The organism is Peribacillus sp. S4 (assembly GCF_046715815.1).
Lineage (GTDB): Bacteria > Bacillota > Bacilli > Bacillales > DSM-1321 > Peribacillus > Peribacillus frigoritolerans.
In genome coordinates this window covers 790305-810686 of the sequence record NZ_CP175708.1, presented here as the reverse complement: position 1 = coordinate 810686, position 20382 = coordinate 790305, and the positions used below count along the sequence as shown (strand labels likewise).

The following is a 20382-nucleotide window of genomic DNA, read 5'->3' as shown; positions in this document are numbered from 1 at the left end:
GAGAGTCAGACAGTGCCTTCTTCGTAAATGTTGCGAACAATTTCTTCAATGGACGTTTCATGAATTTTGATGTCCTTTATTTTAAAATGAGATACGACAGCTGAAACAAGCTGTGAAATATGATCACTTTCTTCTTTCAACAAGGCAATGTATGTTTGATTTTTCTCATCATGAACCCAGTTAGCGGTAAATGGGAGCGGTAATGATTGCAATTCCTTCAATGCGATCGGCTCGATGAATTGAAAATGGATCTGTTTTTCCTCAGCCCAGTTATCTTTCAAACTCTGCAATTCCCCATCATAGATGATTTGCCCTTCATCCAGCATGATTACACGCTCACATAATGCTTCAATGTCCCCTAAATCATGGGTGGTCAAAAGGATTGTCGTATTATATTTCTCATTGATTTCTTTCAGGAACTCACGAATCTTCATTTTCACGAGCACATCAAGTCCAATTGTCGGCTCATCCAGGAACAGCAAAGGCGGATTGTGGATCAAGGCTGCCGCAAGCTCGCAGCGCATTCGCTGACCAAGCGAGAGTTTACGCACTGGTTTGTCCAGCAAAGGACCGATATCAAGCGTCTTGATGACATGTTCCATATGATCGTTATATTGTTCATCCGTTACCTTATAGACCTTTTTTAACAGCCTAAACGATTCTTGAACCGCAATATCCCACCAAAGCTGTGAGCGCTGACCGAATACGACTCCGATAGTCTGAGTGAACTTTTCCCTCTCTTTATGTGGATTCATGCCATTGACCGTGATTTCGCCTGCTGTCGGTTCCAAAATACCTGTCAGCATTTTGATCGTGGTCGATTTCCCTGCACCATTTTCCCCGATATAAGCTACCATCTCACCCTTTTTTACAGTAAAATTGATATCATTGACGGCAGGGACGACCTTATAATTTCTGGTAAGTAAATCCCGGAAGGCACCCTTTAGCCCTGAACGGCTTGATGCCGACTTAAATTCCTTCCGAAGCTGTTTCACTTGAATTGCATCACTCATCCTGTTACATCCTCCGTAATCTCTTGTCCTAATGAATTAGTTTATCCAAACCAACCTTTTTAGACAATAAAAATGCTTGGATGCCATATTCCATTTTCAGGGAGGAAATGGCCGTTGTACCAGATACATATATAAAGGAGACGAGTATGCTATGAATATCAAAAAATTATTATTATCCCAAATTGAAAAGGTCGTTTTCGACCTTCGATATGACTTCCTTTATGAAGATGAGTACGGTGAATTATTATGCCAGGTCATCCAAAGGGATTCCAGCGGGTCGATCGAAAGCACACCCATCAGTTTCCACCTTCGCATTAATGAAGAGAAAGGAACCGGGCAGCTGATCTATTACCAAGCCCAGGGCGAAATGAACCGCCAATCCTTCGACATCGAAAATCCTGACACCATCTTGGCCATCCTCACTTTCATAACAGGAGTTTTGGGATCCCCCAAAAAAAATGTTGGCCCGGAATCCTGATTCTTCTGGGGGTGATGCGTTTCCACCAGGGTACGAATCACATTTCCTAGCCTTCCACCCCAGATTTCCGGAGAGAAAAGTGCTATGATTAAGGGGAAATATGTTTATATTTATAGGAGGTTTTAAGATTGGATTTTAGAAATTCGGAGCTTTTACATAAAGAGGCATTGGAACATATCGTTGGCGGGGTTAACAGCCCATCCCGTTCTTACAAAGCTGTAGGCGGCGGTTCGCCAGTTGCGATGGATCATGCCAAAGGGGCTTATTTCTGGGATGTTGATGGCAATAAATATATCGATTATTTAGCTGCATATGGCCCGATCATCACAGGGCATGCGCATCCACATATTACGGAGGCTATCGTTAAAGCAGCGGAATCCGGCGTTTTATACGGCACTCCGACAAAACATGAAGTCAAATTTGCCAAAATGCTGAAAGAAGCCATACCATCCATGGATAAAGTCCGCTTCACCAATTCAGGCACCGAATCAGTCATGTCCACCATCCGTGTTGCCCGCGCTTACACAGGGCGCGATAAGATCATCAAGTTTGCAGGCTGTTACCATGGACACTCCGACCTTGTTCTCGTCGCTGCAGGCTCCGGCCCGTCCACTCTAGGTACACCGGACTCTGCAGGCGTTCCAAAAAGCATTGCACAAGAAGTCATAACGGTACCTTTCAATGATATCGATTCATTTAAAGAAGCACTTGATAAATGGGGCAATGAAATTGCAGGCGTGTTGGTAGAACCGATCGTCGGCAACTTTGGAATCGTGGAACCAAGTCCTGGCTTCCTGGAAGAAGTCATTTCATTATCTCATGAAGCCGGATCACTCGTCATTTTCGACGAGGTCATCACAGCGTTCCGATTCATGTATGGAGGGGCACAGGACTACTTGGGAATTCAACCCGATTTGACCGCGCTTGGAAAAATCATCGGGGGCGGGCTTCCCATTGGTGCTTATGGCGGTAAAAAAGAGATCATGGATTCTGTCGCACCTCTGGGACCAGCCTACCAAGCTGGTACGATGGCAGGAAATCCGGCTTCCATGCTTTCCGGGATAGCTTGCTTAGAGGTACTTAAAGAAGAGGGGCTTTACGAAGAACTTGACCGCCTGGGGAAAATCCTTGAAGAAGGTATCCTGAAAGCGGCTGGCCAATATAATGTTCCGATCACCATCAACCGCCTTAAAGGGGCATTGACGATTTATTTCACGACTGAAAAAATTGAAAACTATGAGCAGGCGGAAAATACGGATGGCGAAATGTTCGCCAAGTTCTTCAAACTCATGCTCAATCAGGGAATCAATTTGGCACCGTCCAAATACGAAGCCTGGTTTTTGACAATCGCTCACACGGATGATGATATCGCTTATACTCTAAAAGCGGTTGAACATGCATTCAAAAACCTAATTTAATAAATTGAATCAGCATAATTATGCATTTTTTATACACCCTCAGGATGTACATCTATCTTGAGGGTTTCTTATTTCCCTGTAACAAATCTTTAATATTAGCATTTGAAGCCAATCCTCAAAAAAATCCCATCAATCACAGCATCCATCCCATTGTATAAAAAATTGATTTCTGAATATTTAAATGATATGATATGGATACATTTATATACATTTATACACTTTCTTTCAATCTATCAAAACTTGGACTATTGTTCGGGTTTACTAATATTTCCCCCATTAAACATATGCTACAGGAGGTGAAAGGCAGAGAATAAGGGTAACCCTTATTCAAGCCACAAATATGGCCCAACAATGGACACCTGCTACATTCAAAGAATTTCACAAGGAAGAACATGATGCCTGCGGAATCGTTTCCTGCATCGAAAAAAAGAAGATCCCTACTAACGAAAACATCTTTGCCTGTATCGACGCCCTGGTTAAAATGAACCATCGCTGCGGCTTCATCAATGGTGAGGGCGATGGCGCCGGCATCCATATCGATATTCCCCGGGCTCTTTGGAAAAAGAAACTTGAAGCGGCAAATGTCGATTCAGGCATCGTCGATCAAGATACCTTCATAGTCGGCCACTTATTTCTAAGCAAAAAAACAGAAGCGAACGACTTAAAGGTCGAAGTTAAGGAGAAACTGCTCCAACATGGTCTCTCATTGATATTCGAAACGGATAAAGCCTACCGTTCCGAGGCATTGGGACCGATTGCCATTCAAGAAGACCCAGTGTTCTGGCAATTTGCCTGTTCCTCAACCATCAATAACAACCAGGAGCTTTCAAATGTTCTTTTTGAGCTGACTTCCGACATCGAAAAAAGCGATTTCATCCATGTTGCCTCTTTAAGCCAGCATCATGCGGTATACAAAGTGATGGGTGCGGGGGATACGCTCCCTGCCTATTATCTTGATCTTGCCGATCCTTTGGCTGCCTCCACCATGACACTGGGACATAATCGTTTTTCAACCAATACTCTATCAAGCTTCTTCCGGGTCCAGCCTTTCAGCGTGCTTGGTCATAATGGCGAAATCAATACCATCGCCAAATTGCGTGATGAAGCGAAAATGATCGGAGTTCCCATCGCTAAAGATGGAAGCGACTCTCAGGATTTAAACAAGACGATCGAAACTTTCATCTGCCGTCATGGCTACTCTTTATTCGAAGCTGTCGATCTTATGTTTCCGCCAATCATCAATGAAATCAAGGAATATCCCGAGCACTTACAAGACTTATATACGTATTTAAGGGAAGCATGGGGTCATTTTGCACAAGGTCCTGCAGGCATCATCTCCCGTTTCGGCGATGAAGCCGTATTCTCTGTCGACTCTCTAGGCTTGCGACCGCTTTGGAATATTGAAACGGAATCATCCTATATGTTCACTTCCGAACCAGGAATCATTCCTTCCAGTGAATATACCGGAGATCCGAAACCGATGGGTCCAGGGGAAAAAATCGGTTTGAAATGGAACGGCGACCGAATTGAATTGTACACATACAAGGATTACCAGGATAAAGTGTTTGAACTATTCAATGATCGTTTCGTCCTTTCCAATGACCGAGTCCGCTTACAGCCACAGGCTTTTGAAAAGGTTGTCTCCATGACAAACACGCAAGCCATTCATAATGGTCAGTATAAAGCCTTTGGGTGGGAAAGGGAGCATGTCCAATTAGTGGAACAGATGGCCGAAAAAGGCGCTGAGCCAATTCGTTCACTTGGTCATGATGCGCCGCTGGCAGCACTTAATCCCCAACGGACCAACATTGCTGATTTCATCAAGGAAAGCGTGGCCGTTGTAACCAACCCGGCGATCGACCGGGACCGGGAAACCGAGCACTTCTCAACAAGGACGATCATAGGAAAGCGCCCTTCCCTATTCGAAGCGAATAAGGCAGGAAAGGTGACGGAGCTGCTGACTCCCTTATTGATCGAAGGATCAACGGGTTATGAGTGCTCATCCATCGTATCGCAGCCAAGCTATGACCAGTTCATTAAATATAACCAAGATCAAAAACTCGTGCACATCATTTCAAGCACATTCAAAGAGGATGAAAACATCACGGATGCCCTGACCAGGATTACGGATGAAAGTGTCAATGCTGTGGATGAAGGAAAAACGCTTCTCGTTCTGGATGATGCCCTTGCCCATCAAAACGGCAACCTTTGGCTTGATCCACACCTGGTCACTTCAGCCGTCGACCAAGCGTTGGTCCGTACAGGCAAGCGTCGTGATTGTTCCATCCTTTTACGTTCAGCATCGCTAAGGTCACTGCATGATATCATCGTTTCTTATGGTCTTGGGGCCAACTTAATCAGCCCCTATTATATGTTCCTTTCCTTATCTTCAGATGACCATAAGGGGGTTACCAATCTATATAACTCCTTGACGAAAGGGCTTGAGAAGGTCATCTCAACCATTGGCATTCATGAGCTGCGCGGCTATGGAAGACTTTTCTCAAGCATCGGTTTACATGAGGAAATCGCGAAATATCTAAATGTGGCTAATTTCTTCGGATCCAATGATCTTGACTATAATTTTGATAAAATCAAGGCAGATGCCATCCAGCGTGCAGAGGATTACGACAATGAAAGAGAACGGATGGGGAAGACCTTCCATCTATTCCCTAGAATCTGGAAATCTATCGGGGAAGTTGCTTCAACAGGGGACTATGATGCTTATCGCGAAAAGATCACTGAACAGGAAGAATCCAATCCGACGACGATCCGCCACTTGACATCATTAAAAACTTCAGATGCTTCCGTCCCTTCTGAAGAAGTCAGCCTTTCGGTCGGTGAACAGGAATTGCCGTTCGTCATAGCCTCCATGTCCTTTGGATCACAAAATGAGATTGCTTTCCGGGCCTATGCAGAAGCTGCCGAGAGGCTAGGCATGATCAGCATGAATGGCGAAGGCGGGGAAATAAAGGATATGCTGGGCAAGTACCCGAAATCCCGCGGACAGCAAATAGCTTCCGGACGTTTCGGTGTCAATGCAGAACTCCTGAACTCTTCAAATCTATTGGAAATTAAAATTGGTCAAGGGGCAAAACCCGGTGAAGGCGGTCACCTTCCCGGTTCCAAGGTCACAGCGAAAATCGCAGAAGCCCGAAATGCTACAATCGGTTCCGACTTGATCTCCCCTTCCAATAACCATGATATATACTCAATTGAAGATTTGGCCCAGATGATCCATGAGCTAAAAACGGCAAATGACAAGGCAAAAGTTGCCGTCAAAGTACCAGTTGTTCCAAACATCGGTACGATTGCTGTCGGCGTCGCAAAAGCAGGGGCCGATATCATAACGCTTTCCGGTTTTGATGGCGGAACGGGTGCTGCCAGAATCCATGCTCTCTCACATGTCGGCCTGCCAGTTGAGATAGGTGTGAAAGCGGCCCATAATGCACTGCTTGAATCAGGTATCCGGCAGAACGTTGAAATTTGGGCTGACGGTGGGTTAAAAAGCTCGATGGATGTTTTGAAGGTAATGCTGCTTGGGGCAAATCGTGTAGGCTTTGGGACCCTTTCGATGATTGCAGTCGGCTGCACAACGTGCCGCGGATGTCACCTTGATACTTGCCATGTGGGCATCGCCACCCAAATTGAATCGGAAGCTCAGGCGAAAGAACACGGGCTGCGCCGTTTTGTTCCACGTAAATTTGATTTAGCCGTACAGGGGTTAACGAATATGTTCAGTGCATTTGCAAAAGAACTCAAATCTTTGACCGGATCACTTGGGGTGAAGAATCTTCAGGATATCGTCGGGCGTTCTGATTTGCTGCAGCAAGTTAAAGGTCAACAATCATTGGATTTAACCTATTTATTAAAAAATCTGGATATAACACCGTTCTCGCATAAGGAAGCGGCGGCATATTTGAATGAAGGCTCCATGCAGGTAGCCGTTGGCGCAGAATATCTTGATTCGCATGTAGATGAACTGCAGCAATCCCGCAGCTATAGCTCGATTACATCCGAGCAGCGTGTACTCGGCAGCAGGGTCTCCTGTCACCGCGTTAGGGGCAGATTGGATGGGTCATACAAAAAACTTCCTCCCGTTCACCTATCCTACCAGGATGGTTCCATTCCGGGTAATGGACTTGGGGCATACAATACGGAAGGAATTTCAATCAGCGTGAATGGCGGTGCCCAGGATGGTATCGGTAAAACATCGATTGGCGGTAACATTGCCATCTTTAAATCTCCAGGAAAAGATGGGAAGTTCTACAATGGCTCTGTCGGTAAGGGCTTTGGTTACGGTGCACAGCATGGTCTCCTAATTGCCCAGGGTGATGCCGATGCCAGGGCGGGAATCCGGCTTTCCGGAGCGGATATGATCATTGGCGGATTATTGAAACAACCGCTTCCTAAAAAGGAACACGGGAATATAGCGGTAACATCCAATATTAAGGGATTCGCTTTTGAATACATGACAAATGGAAGAGGTTTAGTTCTAGGTGATCCCGGTCCATGGATTTGCGCAGGGATGACAGGGGGTGTCGTTTATTTACGGCAACAGCCTGAATCTGGATTAACCAAAGAGGTCATTAAGAAACGGGTTGCGAAAGGGGCAAAGATATCCATTGAGTCCCTATCTGCAAAAGGCCTGCAGGATGTGGCTGAACTCCTTGGCAAATACACGGCCCTCTTGAAAGACCATGGCCAAACCGAAGAAGCGGCCTCTTTAGAGACACTGCTTCAGAATCCTGGAGAGCATTTCCTTCAGGTCGTTCCAGTTAAAGAACAGGCGGATCCTGCTGTATCCACGGAGTGATGCCGAAAATATATATTAAAAAAGGCTGATGCTCTTCATTTCGAGCATCAGCCTTTTCCCGTCATATACCTCTGGGATCGTCTTCAAACGATTGAAAAACAATGCTGAAAGCAATCAAGAAATTGCCTAACGTTTCTTTATATATTAAACTTGATTTTAACTATTGTATCTCTTAGGAAAATCCTGTATATTACTTTTTGTTTACATCATCTTATTTTAGTGTAAAGTACTAACAAATAAGTTAGAATACAATTTTAAGCAAAGGCCTATATATTAATAGAGCCTTTTCTTGCCAGACCCATTACAACACAAAGAAAGGATTAACCCATATATGAAGTTTGGTGCCCGCATTCTCAAAACAGGAATAGCAATTGTTTTAGCGCTTTACCTATCGGAACTGCTTAACCTTCCTGCTCCTGTCCTTTCTGGGATTGCTGCAATTTTTGCAATACAGCCGACCATTTACCGTTCATATCAAACGGTATTGGAGCAAATTCAAGGAAATATCATTGGCGCATTGGTTGCTGTCTCCTTCGTTTTGTTGTTCGGAAATGATATTTTTATAATCGGTCTTGCCGTAATGGTTGTCATAACCATCAATTTAAAACTGAAAATGGATAAAACGATTGTCCTTTCCATCGTGACGGTCATTGCCATCATGGAAAGCCAGGACGGGGAATTCCTTAATTTTGCCTTTATTCGTCTCTCATCCGTTTTGCTTGGAATCGTTTCTTCGTTTATCGTGAATCTTGTTTTCATTCCTCCAAAGTACGAAGCAAAGCTTTATACACGCATTACAGATGTAACGGAAGACATCTTGAAATGGATCAGAATCAGCACAAGACATGCTACAGAACACACTTTATTGAAAAAGGACATCAGCCGGTTGAAGGCGGAGTTACTCGATTTGGAACATATCTATTCCATGTACAAAGAGGAACGGGAATATTTCAAGAAGAACAGTGTTGCTAAAGCAAGAAAGCTTGTCGTTTATCGGCAAATGATCATAACGACGAAAAAAGCGTTTGAAACCTTGAAGAGAATCCATAAATTCGAGAATGAAGTATATCAAATGCCTGAAGATTTCCAACGGAGCATCTTACAGCAGCTTGATTCATTGATCCGCAAGCATGAGCAGTTGATATTACTGCATATCGAAAAAATCAAGTCAATCGAGGAGATTGAAGATTGGGACCAGGATTGTTTAAGTCGTAAAGAGCTGCTCGCCCATTTTTTCGAACAGCAGAATCAAGTGGACGAAATGCATGATAACCTAGGCCACCTCTCTGCCCGCCTTGTACCATTGATTTCTGCAGTCATAGAATATGACGAACAATTGGAACACCTTGAAAAGCTGATCGTCAGCTTCCAGTCGTTCCATAAGGAAGATAACGAAATATCTGTCCAGTACGAAGAAGATTAAAAAAGACGGTTCCCGGGAACCGTCTTTTTTTCGTCTCTATTTAGAGCATGCCCTCATTCAATCATCCAAAAGGTTCTTATCAGCAGCCTTTTCAATCGTATCCAATTTCTTCAAAAGATCCTGCAGCTCATCTTCCGAGAATGAATTGAAGTTCTTGCCCATCAATTTGTTATGATCCGCAAGGACTCTCCCCAAAATCGCTTCCCCAGCCTCTTTCAATTCTAGGTTGATGACCCTGCGATCCTTATCAGAGGGCTGCCGTTTCACATAATCCATTTCCACCAGCTTATCTACAAATACTGTAATCGCACTTGGCTTTACGGTTAAGAAGTCAGCCAGCTGGGTCGATTTAATCGACCCCTCTTTTTTCAATATCAATAAAATGAAAAACTGGGGCGATGTTAATCCATAAGGCTGAAGATTTTTTGCTACGATGGCCCTAAGCTTCTTCCTAATCCGAAAAATCTGCATCTCTATACTATTAGTTACTTCCCATTTAAATTCCAGCCTTCTCACTCCTTATATAGGACAATCCTACCTCTTAAATTTAATTAAATGGCATTCCAATGTCAACTTTACTTTCCATATATCCTTAAAACTAAAAAAAATTCAAATTTTTACTATTTCACTGTATTTATTTCCCACCATTTTTCCGAATAAATTACATGACAAAAAATAATTAAACTGGTAAACTCTTTACTTAATAATATTAATACTTATAAAAATTAATATTTATTAAAATTAATAAATAAACATTAGAATAGGAGGTTATTTCATTTCTAGCTAATGAACGTAAATCAAAAAAAAGGAACACATCATCAATATATTTTTGGAGGCGAAACAAGTGAATAGAGGACGTTTAGTTTTAATCAATGTCATTGGTTTGGTTATTATAATAGCGGCATTGGCCGGTGGGGCTTATTACTATTATGAAAGCACGAATTTCATTAAAACGGATGAAGCGAAAGTGTCAGGTGAGCTATATACCATCGTTGCCCCCGCTGCCGGTAAACTAGCAGATTGGGACTTACACGAAGGAGACAGTGTAAGTAAGGATGACAAAGTTGCCAATGTAACCACCTTAGACGGTAAAGAAGCGGTAAAAACCGCAGCACAAGGTACGATCGTTAAAACACAAGTGCATGATGAGCAGCTTGTTCAAGCAGGTCAAACGCTAGCTCAAACCATCAATATGGAAGATCTGTCCATAACGGCTAATATTGAAGAAAATAAATTGAAGGATATCGAAAAAGGTGACAGCGTCGATATTATCATCGATGGAGATCCCGATACGGTCTTCGAAGGTACATTGGAACAGATCGGTTATGCTACAACGTCTGTCTTTTCAGTGATGGGCAATCAAAACAGCAGCGGGAACTATACGAAAGTCACTCAAAAAGTACCAGTGAAAATTTCCATCAAAGCACCATCCGATAAAGTTCTGCCTGGAATGAACGCAGAAGTGAAAATTTCGACTAAATAAACCGGCTACACAGTTATACAGAAAGGAGGCTTTTCTTTACATGGCTTCTCAAACCATCACAGTAAATGAAAACAAGGGAATGAAACAGTTTGCCCCCATGTTAATTATCCTAATGCTAGGTTTGTTCATGGTCATTTTGAATCAAACCCTGCTTAGTGTCGCCATGCCAAGGATGATGGCAGAATTCAATGTAGCTGCGACTACGATTCAATGGTTATCAACTGGATTCATGCTCGTGAATGGAGCCTTGATCCCACTTTCCGCTTTTTTAATAGAACGGTTTGGCACGCGCATTTTATTCCTGGCTGCCATGTTTCTATTCACCGTCGGGACATTCATCTGCGGCATCGCACCAAATTTCCCCGTCATCCTTACAGGCCGGCTGATTCAGGCCGCTGGCGGCGGAATCCTGCAGCCTTTGGTCATGACGATCATTCTTTTCATCTTCCCTCCGGAAATGCGCGGGAAAGGGATGGGGATCTTTGGACTTGCCATTATGTTTGCCCCTGCAATCGGCCCGACTTTATCAGGTTGGGTCATTCAGGAATATAGCTGGCGGGTCATGTTCTACGCAATGGTGCCATTAGGCATGATCGTCATGACACTCGCCTTTTTAAGTATGCGTAATGTAGCGGAACCAAGGAAAATCAAATTGGATTTGCTGGGTGCCTCTCTATCCTTGCTAGGTGTTGCATCATTACTATACGGTGTCAGTGAAGCAGGTTCCAAAAGCTGGACGGATCCAATTGTTCTGGGAACGATCATCATTGGGCTGATCCTTTTGACGCTTTTTGTTGTTCAACAGCTAAAATCGGAAACACCTATGCTCGACTTCCGTGTATTTAAGTATGACATGTTCGTATTATCCAATATCATTTCTGCAATCGTCACAGTGGCCATGTTTACCGGGATATTCTTATTGCCTATATATTTGCAGACTTTAAGAGGCTTCACACCAGTTCAATCCGGCCTGTTGATGCTACCCGGAGCCCTTGTGATGATGGTGATGTCACCCATTTCAGGAGCATTATTTGACAAAATCGGACCTCGTCCATTAGCACTAATTGGGTTGGCGATCACTGCCGTCACAACCTTCGAATTCGCTAAATTGACTACGGAAACAACCTATTCGACTTTGGTCATCATCTATGCCATCCGCGCACTTGGAATGTCTTTACTGATGATGCCGATCATGACTGCTGGGATGAATCAGCTACCTAAGCATTTGAATACACATGGTACGGCAATGAGCAATACGCTGAAACAAGTGACCGGAGCCATTGGTACGAGCTTCGTGACGACCATTTATACAACCCGTGCTTCTTTCCATGGAACTGCTTTAGGAACGGAAATGAGTACAAGTGATCCCGGTTTTGTTCAGAATTTCCAAACTATCGTTCAATCCATCATGACTTCGATGAATCAAACTAGTGAACAGGCACAGGAAACTGCCATGTCGCTGATTTCTTCTCAAATCCAGGGACAAGCAAATGTGATGGGAATCAATGATGCATTCTTTTGGGCAACAGGCTTCGCAATTGCAGGCATCGTTCTCTCACTATTTTTGCGCGACGTTCGGAAGGATAAAGCAATGAAACAAGCTAAACAAGAACCTTTGGATGTACCTTTGCTTCCTTCGCCAGTAAAAAAATCGGTTTAATTAAATGGAGGAATTAAAATGAAGATCTATGTTGTTTACGACAGTGAAGGTAACCATACGAAAGCACTTGCCGAATCAATAGCTCAAGGAGCCGCTGCGGTTCCTGGGGCTGAGGTTCTCATTGACCATGTAAACGAGGCGGATGTTTATAAGCTTCAGGAAATGGATGCGATCATTTGGGGCTGTCCCGGTCATTTCGGAACCATCAGTTCGAGTTTGAAAACATGGATCGATAAACTTGGGTATCTTTGGGCGGAAGGTGCGCTGATCAATAAAGTGGGTGCTGTGTTCTGTACCACGGCCACCGTACATGGCGGACTCGAGGCTACCATGCTGAACTTAATCACCCCTATGCTTCATCAAGGCATGATCATTGTCGGCTTGCCCGGCACTGTCCCGGAAAATGCCTTATATGGTTCCTACTATGGAGTAGGGATAAGCTGTCCGCCCGGTGTGGATGACAATATCACCAAAAATGACTTGAAGCTTGGAGAAGCATTAGGAAAACGGGTAGCCCATGTCACCCGTTCATTCATAAACGGGCTCTAGGAGGCTTGATTCAATGGGCATAATTCTAATTATCATCGTTGCCATATTAGCGGTTACGGGCTTGATCACATTCAATATCAAAGCCTTATCACCTGAAGGTAAGCCGACTGCAGTCGAGGAAGAGAATTCGTCGGAAGAGTCCGCTTTCCCGACTGCAGATGATTCCATTACCGAAATCATCTCCCCTACAGACAATGATGAATTGAAAATGAAAGATCAGGATTATCGTTTGGCTCTTTCCAAGCTTCATAAACAAAAACCAAATGATGAGCCAACTGCAGAAAAAAAGCCTGATATTCGCAAAATGAAAGACAAGGAATACCGTGGTACATTGGAGGACTTCCGACAGAATGGCGATTAAAACACCCCCCCATTAGGCTAATTTGCCATTTGGGGGTTTTGTTTTATATGCCATTGAAGGATCTTCTCCTACCTTTGCGGCCACCCTCAACTTAGTGATCGACGTGCAGTCTTTAACTTTATTTTCTGGTTGACAAATATTCACAAAGACTTTAAGCTAAGGTAATGCAACGCATACAATTTGTTAAACTCAGCTTTTGTTGAGAGACGGAATTTTAAAAGGATTTCCTTTTTTCGTTCGTCACTTGCCTTTTTGGCAGGTGGCGATTTTTATTTTTATAGGGGTGAAAAATATGCAACTTTTGAAGTATTCCATAATGGTCTTAATCGGTTCGATTTCATATGGCACTTTATCCACCATGATGAAGTTTGGATTCATGGATGGCCATTCTTCTGGAGAACTGGTCGGCAGTCAATATCTTGTCGGTTGGCTGATTGTCTCCGTTATATTTCTCTTTTCGTTTAAATATAAAGTTTCATGGAAGAGTGCCGGATTACTTTTAATCACGGGCATGATGTCCACTTTCGTCGGAAAGGCATATGCCGTTTCCGTATCCGAGCTTCCCGCTTCGATTGCCGTAGTCTTTTTATTTCAATTTACCTGGATAGGCGTCCTAATTGAAAGCTTCTTAAATAAAAGACGCCCGGATAAAAATAAACTCTTTGCCATTTTCGTTCTTTTCATCGGTACATTATTGGCAGGGGCAATCTTCGGTCAGCCTCTATCTGGCCTAAGCCTAAAAGGCGTATTGTTCGGACTATTGTCTGCATTGCTTTTTGCGCTGTATATGTACTGCAACTCTCAATTCGCTGTTGGGGAATCTTCCATGAAACGGCTGTTTTTCATTGCAACGGGTGGTATGCTGACTGCTGTATTCACAACTAACCCCGTCACACTTGTAACGAATCTTGTCCAAACGAACCTATGGTACTACGGTCTGCTGCTCGGCACATTGGGTGTTTTAGTTCCTTTCTTTTTCTTTGCTGTCAGTTTACCGAAAGTGGGGGTCGGGCTTGGAACGATTCTTTGTGCTGCGGAACTGCCTTCAGCGATGGTCGTTTCCGTCATCTTCTTGAATGAACAGGTAACGTCACTGCAATGGTTCGGGATGTGCTTGATCATCGTCGGCATCGCCTTGCCTGAGGGAATAAAGCATCTGCCGCATTTCCTTCCTGGAAAAAAAACGCTGCATGAAAAAAGGATTTCATAACGTGCATGCACAAGTTCGTATCAGAATAAAAAAGAAGGCCATTCCTTTAGCGGAATGGTCTTCTTTTTTATCTTTTATTCCTTAAGAATCCAATTGTTGTACTTGAAATAGGTTGTAGTAATGCCCTTGCTTTTTCATAAGTTCTTCGTGTGTTCCCATTTCCGTAATTTCCCCATTATCGATATGAATGATCCGATCGGCATGGGTGATGGTTGATAACCGATGGGCGACGATGATCGTGGTCCGGTTTTTCGCCAAAATATCCAGCGCCTCCTGGATAAAGTGTTCACTTTCCAAATCCAATGCGGAGGTGGCTTCGTCGAGTACAAGGATTGGCGGGTTTTTCAAAAATACCCTCGCAATGGCCACCCGTTGCTTTTGGCCCCCGGATAATTTAACTCCCCGCTCCCCTACTTTCGTTTCATATCCTTCTTTTAGACCCATGATGAAGTCATGGGCATTCGCCGCCTTTGCCGCTTCAAATACTTCTTCATCACTTGCATCAGGTCGTCCCATAAGGATGTTGGCCTTAACCGATTCACTAAATAAGATATTATCCTGTAGTACCATTCCTATTTTATCTCTTAGGCTGCGGACTTGATATTTACGGATATCCGTCCCATCCAATAATACCCTTCCCTCCGTCACATCATAGAAACGGGAAATCAAACTGACGATCGAGGATTTCCCGCCGCCGCTCATACCGACAAGTGCAATGGTTTCCCCTGGTTTAACATCCAAGTTTATATGTTTCAAAACGGGTGCCTCTTTCTCGTCATAAGCAAACGATACATCCTGAAAGGTTATTCGGCCATCCACATGCTTCAGCTCTTTCGCCCCTGGTTCATCATCGATATCATACTTCTCATCCACAAACTCAAAAACCCTGTCCATGGACGCCAATGTCTGGGTCATTGTCGTCGAAGAGTTAACTAAACGTCTGAGGGGATTATATAGCCGGTCAATGAAACCGACGAAAGCAACCATGGTACCCAGTGACAATTGTTCATGAATGACCTGATAACCGGCAAATCCTATCACGAGCAAGGGGGCAATATCCGTGATCGTATTCACGACAGCAAATGACTTGGCATTCCAGCTCGTATGCTTTAAGGCCTTATCGAGGAAATTCTTGTTCTGCTTCGCAAACAATTCCTGTTCCCGGTCTTCTATCGCAAAGCTTTTGATGACTGACATCCCTGAAACCCGTTCATGAAGGTGACTCTGTACATCTGCTAAGGCTTGGGACCGAATCCTTGTATACGTTCTCAGCTTGCCAAAGAAATGCTTAATCGAAAATGCGTAAAATGGAAGCATGATGATGGATACAATGGTTAATTTCACATCCATCGTAAACATGATGACTATCACTATGATGATCGTTGCGATATCGAGCCAAAGGTTCATTAAACCCGTGATGACAAAGTTCTTCGTTTGTTCCACGTCCGTGATCATCCTTGAAATGACCTCGCCCACCCTTGTATTGGAATAATATTTAAAACTCAGTTTCTGTATATGAGTAAATAAATCATTACGAATATCATATAAGATTTTCGTTCCGGTCCATTGAGCGAAATATTGTCTGTAATACTCAATCGGCGGTCTAACTGCAACAAAAATGAATATCATGATGGCCATCGCCCATATAAGGCGTTCGGACTTCACGGCTTTGGACAGATCACCGTTTCCGATGATGTCATCCACTATATACTTACTGAGCAATGGAAGCAAAAGCGGAATCGCGAACTTTAGCAGTCCAATCAGTACCGTTCCGATTATCTGCCATTTATATGGTTTGACGAATTGCAAATATCTCTTAATGCTCCCCACGGAATTCCTCCTTTTCTTAATCAATAAATCCAAATGCTAAAAAAGCCCATAACGGTCAATTGGGAATCTTATATGCACTATTCAATTATATTTTCCTTTTCGGTAATTAACTATCAAAAGGATCACTTTCATAAACATTTGTAGGAGGTTTAATGGTTCCTGCGCCTTGAAAGATTGAATCAGATGGTGTAGATACGATACACAATGAAAAAGCCTGCCAATTATGCAGCAGGCCTTTTCTATCATCGATAGGTTAAAAAGCGTTCATACCAACTATCAATAAACTCTGCGGAGAATGGTCCTTTTCGCTGGCGTATCATATAAATCAAATAGTCTACGTTCTGTTTCAATATTGAATCGATGGCATCCGGGTAATTCATTTCTTTCCGATGCCTTTCATATTCATCCTCATCCAGCAAATTAAACGTCATATCTGGGAATACTTTAATGTCCAGGTCATAATCAATGTATTTCAATGCTCCCGAATCGTATGTGAACGGCGAACTGATATTGCAATAATAATAAACCCCGTCCTCTCTCAACATACCAATAACATTAAACCAATACTTTGAATGAAAATAGCAAATCGCCGGCTCTCTCGTAATCCAGGTCCTTCCATCTGATTCCGTTACCATAGTACGGTCATTCGCTGCTATCACCAGATTTTGGGTCCCTTTTAAAACGGTTGTCTCTTCCCAGATACGATGGATATGTCCATTATGTTTATAGCTATGGATTTGGATTTTTCCTCCTTCGGCAGGAACAATCCCCATTTATCTCTCCCTACTTTCTATAGACACCCTGACAGCGTACTGTGCCCTATTCCGTTTGCAGTTGTTGTGTGTATTTAAAATATATACTTTTTTCCATTTACCCTATATTCCTATATTATAGCGATTTATTTATAAATTTAAAACAAAAGTGGCTAATCTCCCAGTGAAAATGTGTAAATAAGTCGAAAAAGTCTGACCATCCACCCATTTCATCTAAGAAATTAGCCGGTTATTTATCGTATGGCTGCCTGTCCTTGCTGAAAATAACGGATGACTTCTTCCGTTTGCTTTTCGAACATATCATGGATACTTTTCAATTCCTGCTTTTTAAGTTGAATCTCTTCCTGAATGGTGACCGCTTCACTCTCCTCTTCAAGGGCAAGGAGTTGCTTCTCTATATCTTGGCATCTTTCGATTTCGGATTGTAAAAGTAAAAGCTTATCCATCGTTTTCAACTGGTTGTTTATAAGCCGGTTAAATTCCTCCATGAATGCACCTTCCTAATCTGTATTTTTTCTATAGTATGTATATTCTATTTTTATCAGCTTTCTCCTTTGACATAAAATGTAAACACGACGAAACATTTGTCGAATCCAATGGAAGGCAAAAAAAAAGGCACCCTTCATAAGAAGGATGCTTTTCATCGCAATTAGCCTTGGCTTTTATTGCTTTGAGATTTTTGGTTTTGTTGTTTCACTTCTTGAACGTTAGTTTCAGAAGCAAACTCTGTACCGTATTGGCCTTGTGCTTGACCTTGGCCTTTTTTCTGTTGAGATTGCGCGTTTTGTTGTCTCACTTCTTGAACGTTAGTTTCAGAAGCAAACTCTGTACCGTATTGGCCTTGGCCTTGTTGAGATTGCGCGTTTTGTTGTCTCACTTGTTGAACATTAGTACCTGCTTGTGATTTATTCATGTTGTTTTTAGCCATTGATATCACCTCCACAAATAATAAGATAACCATTATCCAGGAGTGCTATCCAACAAAAATCATTTAAATTTTTCCAGTTACATCAAACAAGCAATGAAATGCCTCCATCAACTATTACGGTTTGTCCACGAATCATCCTGGCCCCATCGGAAATTAAAAACAGGATGGTATTCACCATATCTTCCACCTCGACCATGCGTCCAGCGGGAGTCTGTTCTGCCGCTTCAGCAAGCATTTCATCCCGATTCGGGAAAGACTTCAGGGCATCCGTATCGATCACACCGCCTGAAACGGCATTGACACAAATATTTTTAGCAGCCAATTCGACCGCTAAATATCTTGTCAGGGCTTCAAGCGCAGCTTTGGAAACTCCAACAGCTGTATAATTTTTCAAATAGCGAATGGATCCTAGTGAACTGATGCTGACGATTTTCCCCCCGCCGTTCCTCTCCATTAATTTCGCCGCTTCCTGTGCGCAGAAAAGGAGGGCTTTTGTATTAATGTCCATGGTCCAATTCCAATGGGATTCCTCCAGCTCCATCAATGGACGCTGGACACCAGAGGCCGCATTATTGATGAAAATATCCAAACGTCCGTAATAAGCATCGATTTCCTCGAACATGCTTTTCACTTTCGCAACATCACCGACATTTGCCTTGACTACAAGGGCTTTTCGCCCCAACGCTTCAATTTCGGCTGCCACTTCTAATGCTTTCGACTTGCTCCGGGCATAATTAATAACGAGGTCGTAACCTTCCTCTGCAAGCTTTATTGCCGTGCTTCTGCCTAAACCTTTACTGCTACCTGTAACGAGTGCCACTTTTTGTTCCATTCGTTTATTCATCCTTTCTGAGTAAACACCGAGTAATAAAAATCATTTTTTAAGGGGTGTTACTGTTATGTATGTTGGACGTGATATGACTGAGTTGTCGATGATGAAAAAATCGGATTGGGAAAATAGTGAACTTGCCTATTTTCATCACTCCCTTCAACAAATGGTACCTTATTTAAACCAAGAAGGACAGAGTATCCATAGCGAAATCGTCAAAGAAATTGAAAATAGAGGCGGACTTAACAGGCAAGAAGCCGATTATACTCATGGAACGAAAACCAGTTACGAATGATTTTATACGGTTATTGCTTTGAAAATCAACAAAAGGAAGAGGATATCTTATCGGATATCCTCTTTTATGCATATATCACGATTTCATTCGCTTATTCAATGCACTCCTTTTTCTTTATACGCCTTTATCATTTTTTGGTGGGAGACCGGAAATGCCAACTGCTCCATCTCTGCTTCACTCACCCACTTAAGTTGCTGTTCTTTTAGCGTCTCTTCATCGATGTCCTCTTTGACCACGCCGATATACGTGTCCATTTTCCAAACGAGATGTGAGAAAACATGTTCAATTCTCACAAGTGATTCAGTGATTTCCGGTTTGACGCCATACATTTCCTTAAACCGACTCTCGAAGAATTCCCTCTTATGCAAGAGGGATGTATGGTTTTCGAAATTCGGATATTCCCAAAGATTAGCTAGCAATCCTTCTGACGCTCGCTTGTGAATTAAAAATTCACCTTTTCCATTCGTTAAAACGGCGGCTACAATTGGTACATCCCTTGTTTTTTTCTTTTGGATTTTTACCGGCAATTCCGACTGAACCCCTGCTTCAAATGCTAGACAATGACTTTGAACGGGGCATAATAGGCAGGCAGGCTTACCAGGTGTGCAGATTAATGCTCCAAGTTCCATCAAGGCTTGATTGAAGGCAGAGGTATGTTCATGATCGATCAGCTTCCTGACGGCAGCTTCGAATGTTTTTCTTGTCTTTGGCTTTGCTATGTCTTCATATATCATTAATATCCTTGATAAAACACGCATGACGTTTCCATCAACGGCTGGCTCCGGCTTGCCGTATGCGATACTTAGAATCGCACCGGCAGTATATGGGCCGACACCTTTCAATTTGGAGATTTCCTCGGGATCATCCGGTACAATCCCATTGTAGGATGCCTTCACTTCCTGAACGGCACTATGCAGATTCCTTACACGCGAGTAATATCCCAGCCCTTCCCAAGCTTTCAGGACCTTCTCTTCATCTGCATTGGCAAAGTCCTCGAGTGTCGGGAACCATTCGATGAACCGGTTGAAAAAAGGAATCACCGTATCCACTCTCGTTTGCTGCAGCATTATTTCAGAAACCCAAACGCGGTAAGGGTCCTTATTTTCCCTCCATGGCAATTCTCTTTGTTCTTCGAGAAACCAGGAAACCAAATCTTTTTGAAATTCATCGATTTTTATTTTTTCTATTGTCGGGATCGTTATTTCTTTCACATCAGTTCCTCCAAAGATGTTACACTCTAATCAAAATTGGGAATACCTATAGTAGGCCATTCTTTTTTTAATATCATGTTCATATCCATTTATTTGTAACGGGTCACT

18 protein-coding genes are annotated in these 20382 nt (G+C 43.0%); 10 read left to right on the top strand and 8 right to left on the bottom strand.

Going from position 1 to position 20382, the window contains the following annotated elements; all coding sequences use genetic code 11:
* Positions 1 to 5: 5 nt before the first annotated feature.
* Complete coding sequence (locus ACJ9PY_RS03830) at positions 6 to 1013, bottom strand: ATP-binding cassette domain-containing protein (protein WP_063577335.1); 1008 nt, start codon at positions 1011 to 1013, stop codon at positions 6 to 8.
* A gap of 151 nt (positions 1014 to 1164) precedes the next feature.
* On the opposite strand from ACJ9PY_RS03830, the gene ACJ9PY_RS03825 reads away from it, so the two are divergent.
* The 4 genes from ACJ9PY_RS03825 (at position 1165) to ACJ9PY_RS03810 (ending at position 9145) form a co-directional block, all read left to right on the top strand.
* Entirely contained in the window at positions 1165 to 1491 is a 327-nt protein-coding gene (locus ACJ9PY_RS03825; protein ID WP_072272419.1) for a hypothetical protein, read from the top strand.
* Positions 1492 to 1619: 128 nt separating this feature from the next.
* A complete protein-coding gene (locus ACJ9PY_RS03820; protein WP_411739512.1) occupies positions 1620 to 2909 on the top strand; it encodes a glutamate-1-semialdehyde 2,1-aminomutase in 1290 nt (429 codons plus the stop codon).
* A gap of 340 nt (positions 2910 to 3249) precedes the next feature.
* Positions 3250 to 7722: a glutamate synthase-related protein gene (locus ACJ9PY_RS03815; protein WP_411739511.1), complete on the top strand. Its 4473-nt coding sequence runs from the start codon at positions 3250 to 3252 to the stop codon at positions 7720 to 7722.
* Between the two features lie 331 nt (positions 7723 to 8053).
* Positions 8054 to 9145 carry an FUSC family protein gene (locus tag ACJ9PY_RS03810; RefSeq protein ID WP_034305350.1) on the top strand — a complete coding sequence of 364 codons (1092 nt, stop codon included), beginning with the start codon at positions 8054 to 8056 and terminating at the stop codon, positions 9143 to 9145.
* Positions 9146 to 9202: 57 nt separating this feature from the next.
* Here the strand turns inward: ACJ9PY_RS03810 and ACJ9PY_RS03805 are convergent, their stop codons facing one another.
* Positions 9203 to 9661: a MarR family winged helix-turn-helix transcriptional regulator gene (locus tag ACJ9PY_RS03805; protein ID WP_082196714.1), complete on the bottom strand. Its 459-nt coding sequence runs from the start codon at positions 9659 to 9661 to the stop codon at positions 9203 to 9205.
* A 328-nt stretch (positions 9662 to 9989) separates the two neighbouring features.
* Here ACJ9PY_RS03805 and ACJ9PY_RS03800 point away from each other — a divergent pair, with 328 nt between their 5' ends.
* The 5 genes from ACJ9PY_RS03800 to ACJ9PY_RS03780 all read left to right on the top strand — a co-directional run bounded on the left by ACJ9PY_RS03800 (position 9990) and on the right by ACJ9PY_RS03780 (position 14408).
* Positions 9990 to 10628: an HlyD family efflux transporter periplasmic adaptor subunit gene (locus ACJ9PY_RS03800; RefSeq protein WP_057278723.1), complete on the top strand. Its 639-nt coding sequence runs from the start codon at positions 9990 to 9992 to the stop codon at positions 10626 to 10628.
* 55 nt (positions 10629 to 10683) lie between these two features.
* The gene (locus ACJ9PY_RS03795; RefSeq protein ID WP_371748515.1) at positions 10684 to 12288 is read left to right on the top strand and encodes a DHA2 family efflux MFS transporter permease subunit; all 1605 of its coding nucleotides are present in this window, start codon (positions 10684 to 10686) and stop codon (positions 12286 to 12288) included.
* Positions 12289 to 12306: 18 nt separating this feature from the next.
* Positions 12307 to 12837 (top strand): NAD(P)H-dependent oxidoreductase, encoded by a 531-nt coding sequence (locus tag ACJ9PY_RS03790; RefSeq protein ID WP_034305357.1) that lies wholly within the window; start codon positions 12307 to 12309, stop codon positions 12835 to 12837.
* 13 nt (positions 12838 to 12850) lie between these two features.
* The gene (locus ACJ9PY_RS03785; RefSeq protein ID WP_057278720.1) at positions 12851 to 13198 is read left to right on the top strand and encodes a hypothetical protein; all 348 of its coding nucleotides are present in this window, start codon (positions 12851 to 12853) and stop codon (positions 13196 to 13198) included.
* 292 nt (positions 13199 to 13490) lie between these two features.
* Positions 13491 to 14408 (top strand): EamA family transporter, encoded by a 918-nt coding sequence (locus ACJ9PY_RS03780; protein WP_411739510.1) that lies wholly within the window; start codon positions 13491 to 13493, stop codon positions 14406 to 14408.
* Between the two features lie 81 nt (positions 14409 to 14489).
* On the opposite strand, the gene ACJ9PY_RS03775 is transcribed toward ACJ9PY_RS03780, so the two are convergent.
* The 5 genes from ACJ9PY_RS03775 to fabL form a co-directional block, all read right to left on the bottom strand.
* The gene (locus tag ACJ9PY_RS03775) at positions 14490 to 16238 is read right to left on the bottom strand and encodes an ABC transporter ATP-binding protein (protein WP_134784203.1); all 1749 of its coding nucleotides are present in this window, start codon (positions 16236 to 16238) and stop codon (positions 14490 to 14492) included.
* Positions 16239 to 16480: 242 nt separating this feature from the next.
* Entirely contained in the window at positions 16481 to 17011 is a 531-nt protein-coding gene (locus ACJ9PY_RS03770; RefSeq protein ID WP_048685440.1) for a DUF402 domain-containing protein, read from the bottom strand.
* Positions 17012 to 17244: 233 nt separating this feature from the next.
* Positions 17245 to 17499, bottom strand: coding sequence for a YgaB family protein (locus tag ACJ9PY_RS03765; protein ID WP_063577340.1), 255 nt, complete (start codon positions 17497 to 17499; stop codon positions 17245 to 17247).
* 161 nt (positions 17500 to 17660) lie between these two features.
* Complete coding sequence (locus ACJ9PY_RS03760) at positions 17661 to 17939, bottom strand: gamma-type small acid-soluble spore protein (RefSeq protein WP_034305369.1); 279 nt, start codon at positions 17937 to 17939, stop codon at positions 17661 to 17663.
* A gap of 82 nt (positions 17940 to 18021) precedes the next feature.
* Positions 18022 to 18771, bottom strand: a complete 750-nt coding sequence (gene fabL / locus ACJ9PY_RS03755) for an enoyl-[acyl-carrier-protein] reductase FabL (RefSeq protein ID WP_057278719.1) — start codon at positions 18769 to 18771, stop codon at positions 18022 to 18024.
* A gap of 67 nt (positions 18772 to 18838) precedes the next feature.
* Here fabL and ACJ9PY_RS03750 point away from each other — a divergent pair, with 67 nt between their 5' ends.
* Positions 18839 to 19063: a hypothetical protein gene (locus ACJ9PY_RS03750; RefSeq protein ID WP_034305377.1), complete on the top strand. Its 225-nt coding sequence runs from the start codon at positions 18839 to 18841 to the stop codon at positions 19061 to 19063.
* Between the two features lie 95 nt (positions 19064 to 19158).
* On the opposite strand, the gene mutY is transcribed toward ACJ9PY_RS03750, so the two are convergent.
* Positions 19159 to 20274: an A/G-specific adenine glycosylase gene (gene mutY / locus ACJ9PY_RS03745; protein ID WP_411739509.1), complete on the bottom strand. Its 1116-nt coding sequence runs from the start codon at positions 20272 to 20274 to the stop codon at positions 19159 to 19161.
* Positions 20275 to 20382: the final 108 nt, after the last annotated feature.

Bases quoted from the DNA above. Each gene is read 5' to 3' on its own strand.
- ACJ9PY_RS03830 (WP_063577335.1), bottom strand. From the start codon at position 1,013: ATGAGTGATGCAATTCAAGTGAAACAGCTTCGGAAGGAATTTAAGTCG.
- ACJ9PY_RS03825 (WP_072272419.1), top strand. From the start codon at position 1,165: ATGAATATCAAAAAATTATTATTATCCCAAATTGAAAAGGTCGTTTTC.
- ACJ9PY_RS03815 (WP_411739511.1), top strand. From the start codon at position 3,250: ATGGCCCAACAATGGACACCTGCTACATTCAAAGAATTTCACAAGGAA.
- ACJ9PY_RS03810 (WP_034305350.1), top strand. From the start codon at position 8,054: ATGAAGTTTGGTGCCCGCATTCTCAAAACAGGAATAGCAATTGTTTTA.
- ACJ9PY_RS03790 (WP_034305357.1), top strand. From the start codon at position 12,307: ATGAAGATCTATGTTGTTTACGACAGTGAAGGTAACCATACGAAAGCA.
- ACJ9PY_RS03785 (WP_057278720.1), top strand. From the start codon at position 12,851: ATGGGCATAATTCTAATTATCATCGTTGCCATATTAGCGGTTACGGGC.
- ACJ9PY_RS03780 (WP_411739510.1), top strand. From the start codon at position 13,491: ATGCAACTTTTGAAGTATTCCATAATGGTCTTAATCGGTTCGATTTCA.
- ACJ9PY_RS03770 (WP_048685440.1), bottom strand. From the start codon at position 17,011: ATGGGGATTGTTCCTGCCGAAGGAGGAAAAATCCAAATCCATAGCTAT.
- ACJ9PY_RS03765 (WP_063577340.1), bottom strand. From the start codon at position 17,499: ATGGAGGAATTTAACCGGCTTATAAACAACCAGTTGAAAACGATGGAT.
- ACJ9PY_RS03760 (WP_034305369.1), bottom strand. From the start codon at position 17,939: ATGGCTAAAAACAACATGAATAAATCACAAGCAGGTACTAATGTTCAA.
- fabL (WP_057278719.1), bottom strand. From the start codon at position 18,771: ATGGAACAAAAAGTGGCACTCGTTACAGGTAGCAGTAAAGGTTTAGGC.
- ACJ9PY_RS03750 (WP_034305377.1), top strand. From the start codon at position 18,839: ATGTATGTTGGACGTGATATGACTGAGTTGTCGATGATGAAAAAATCG.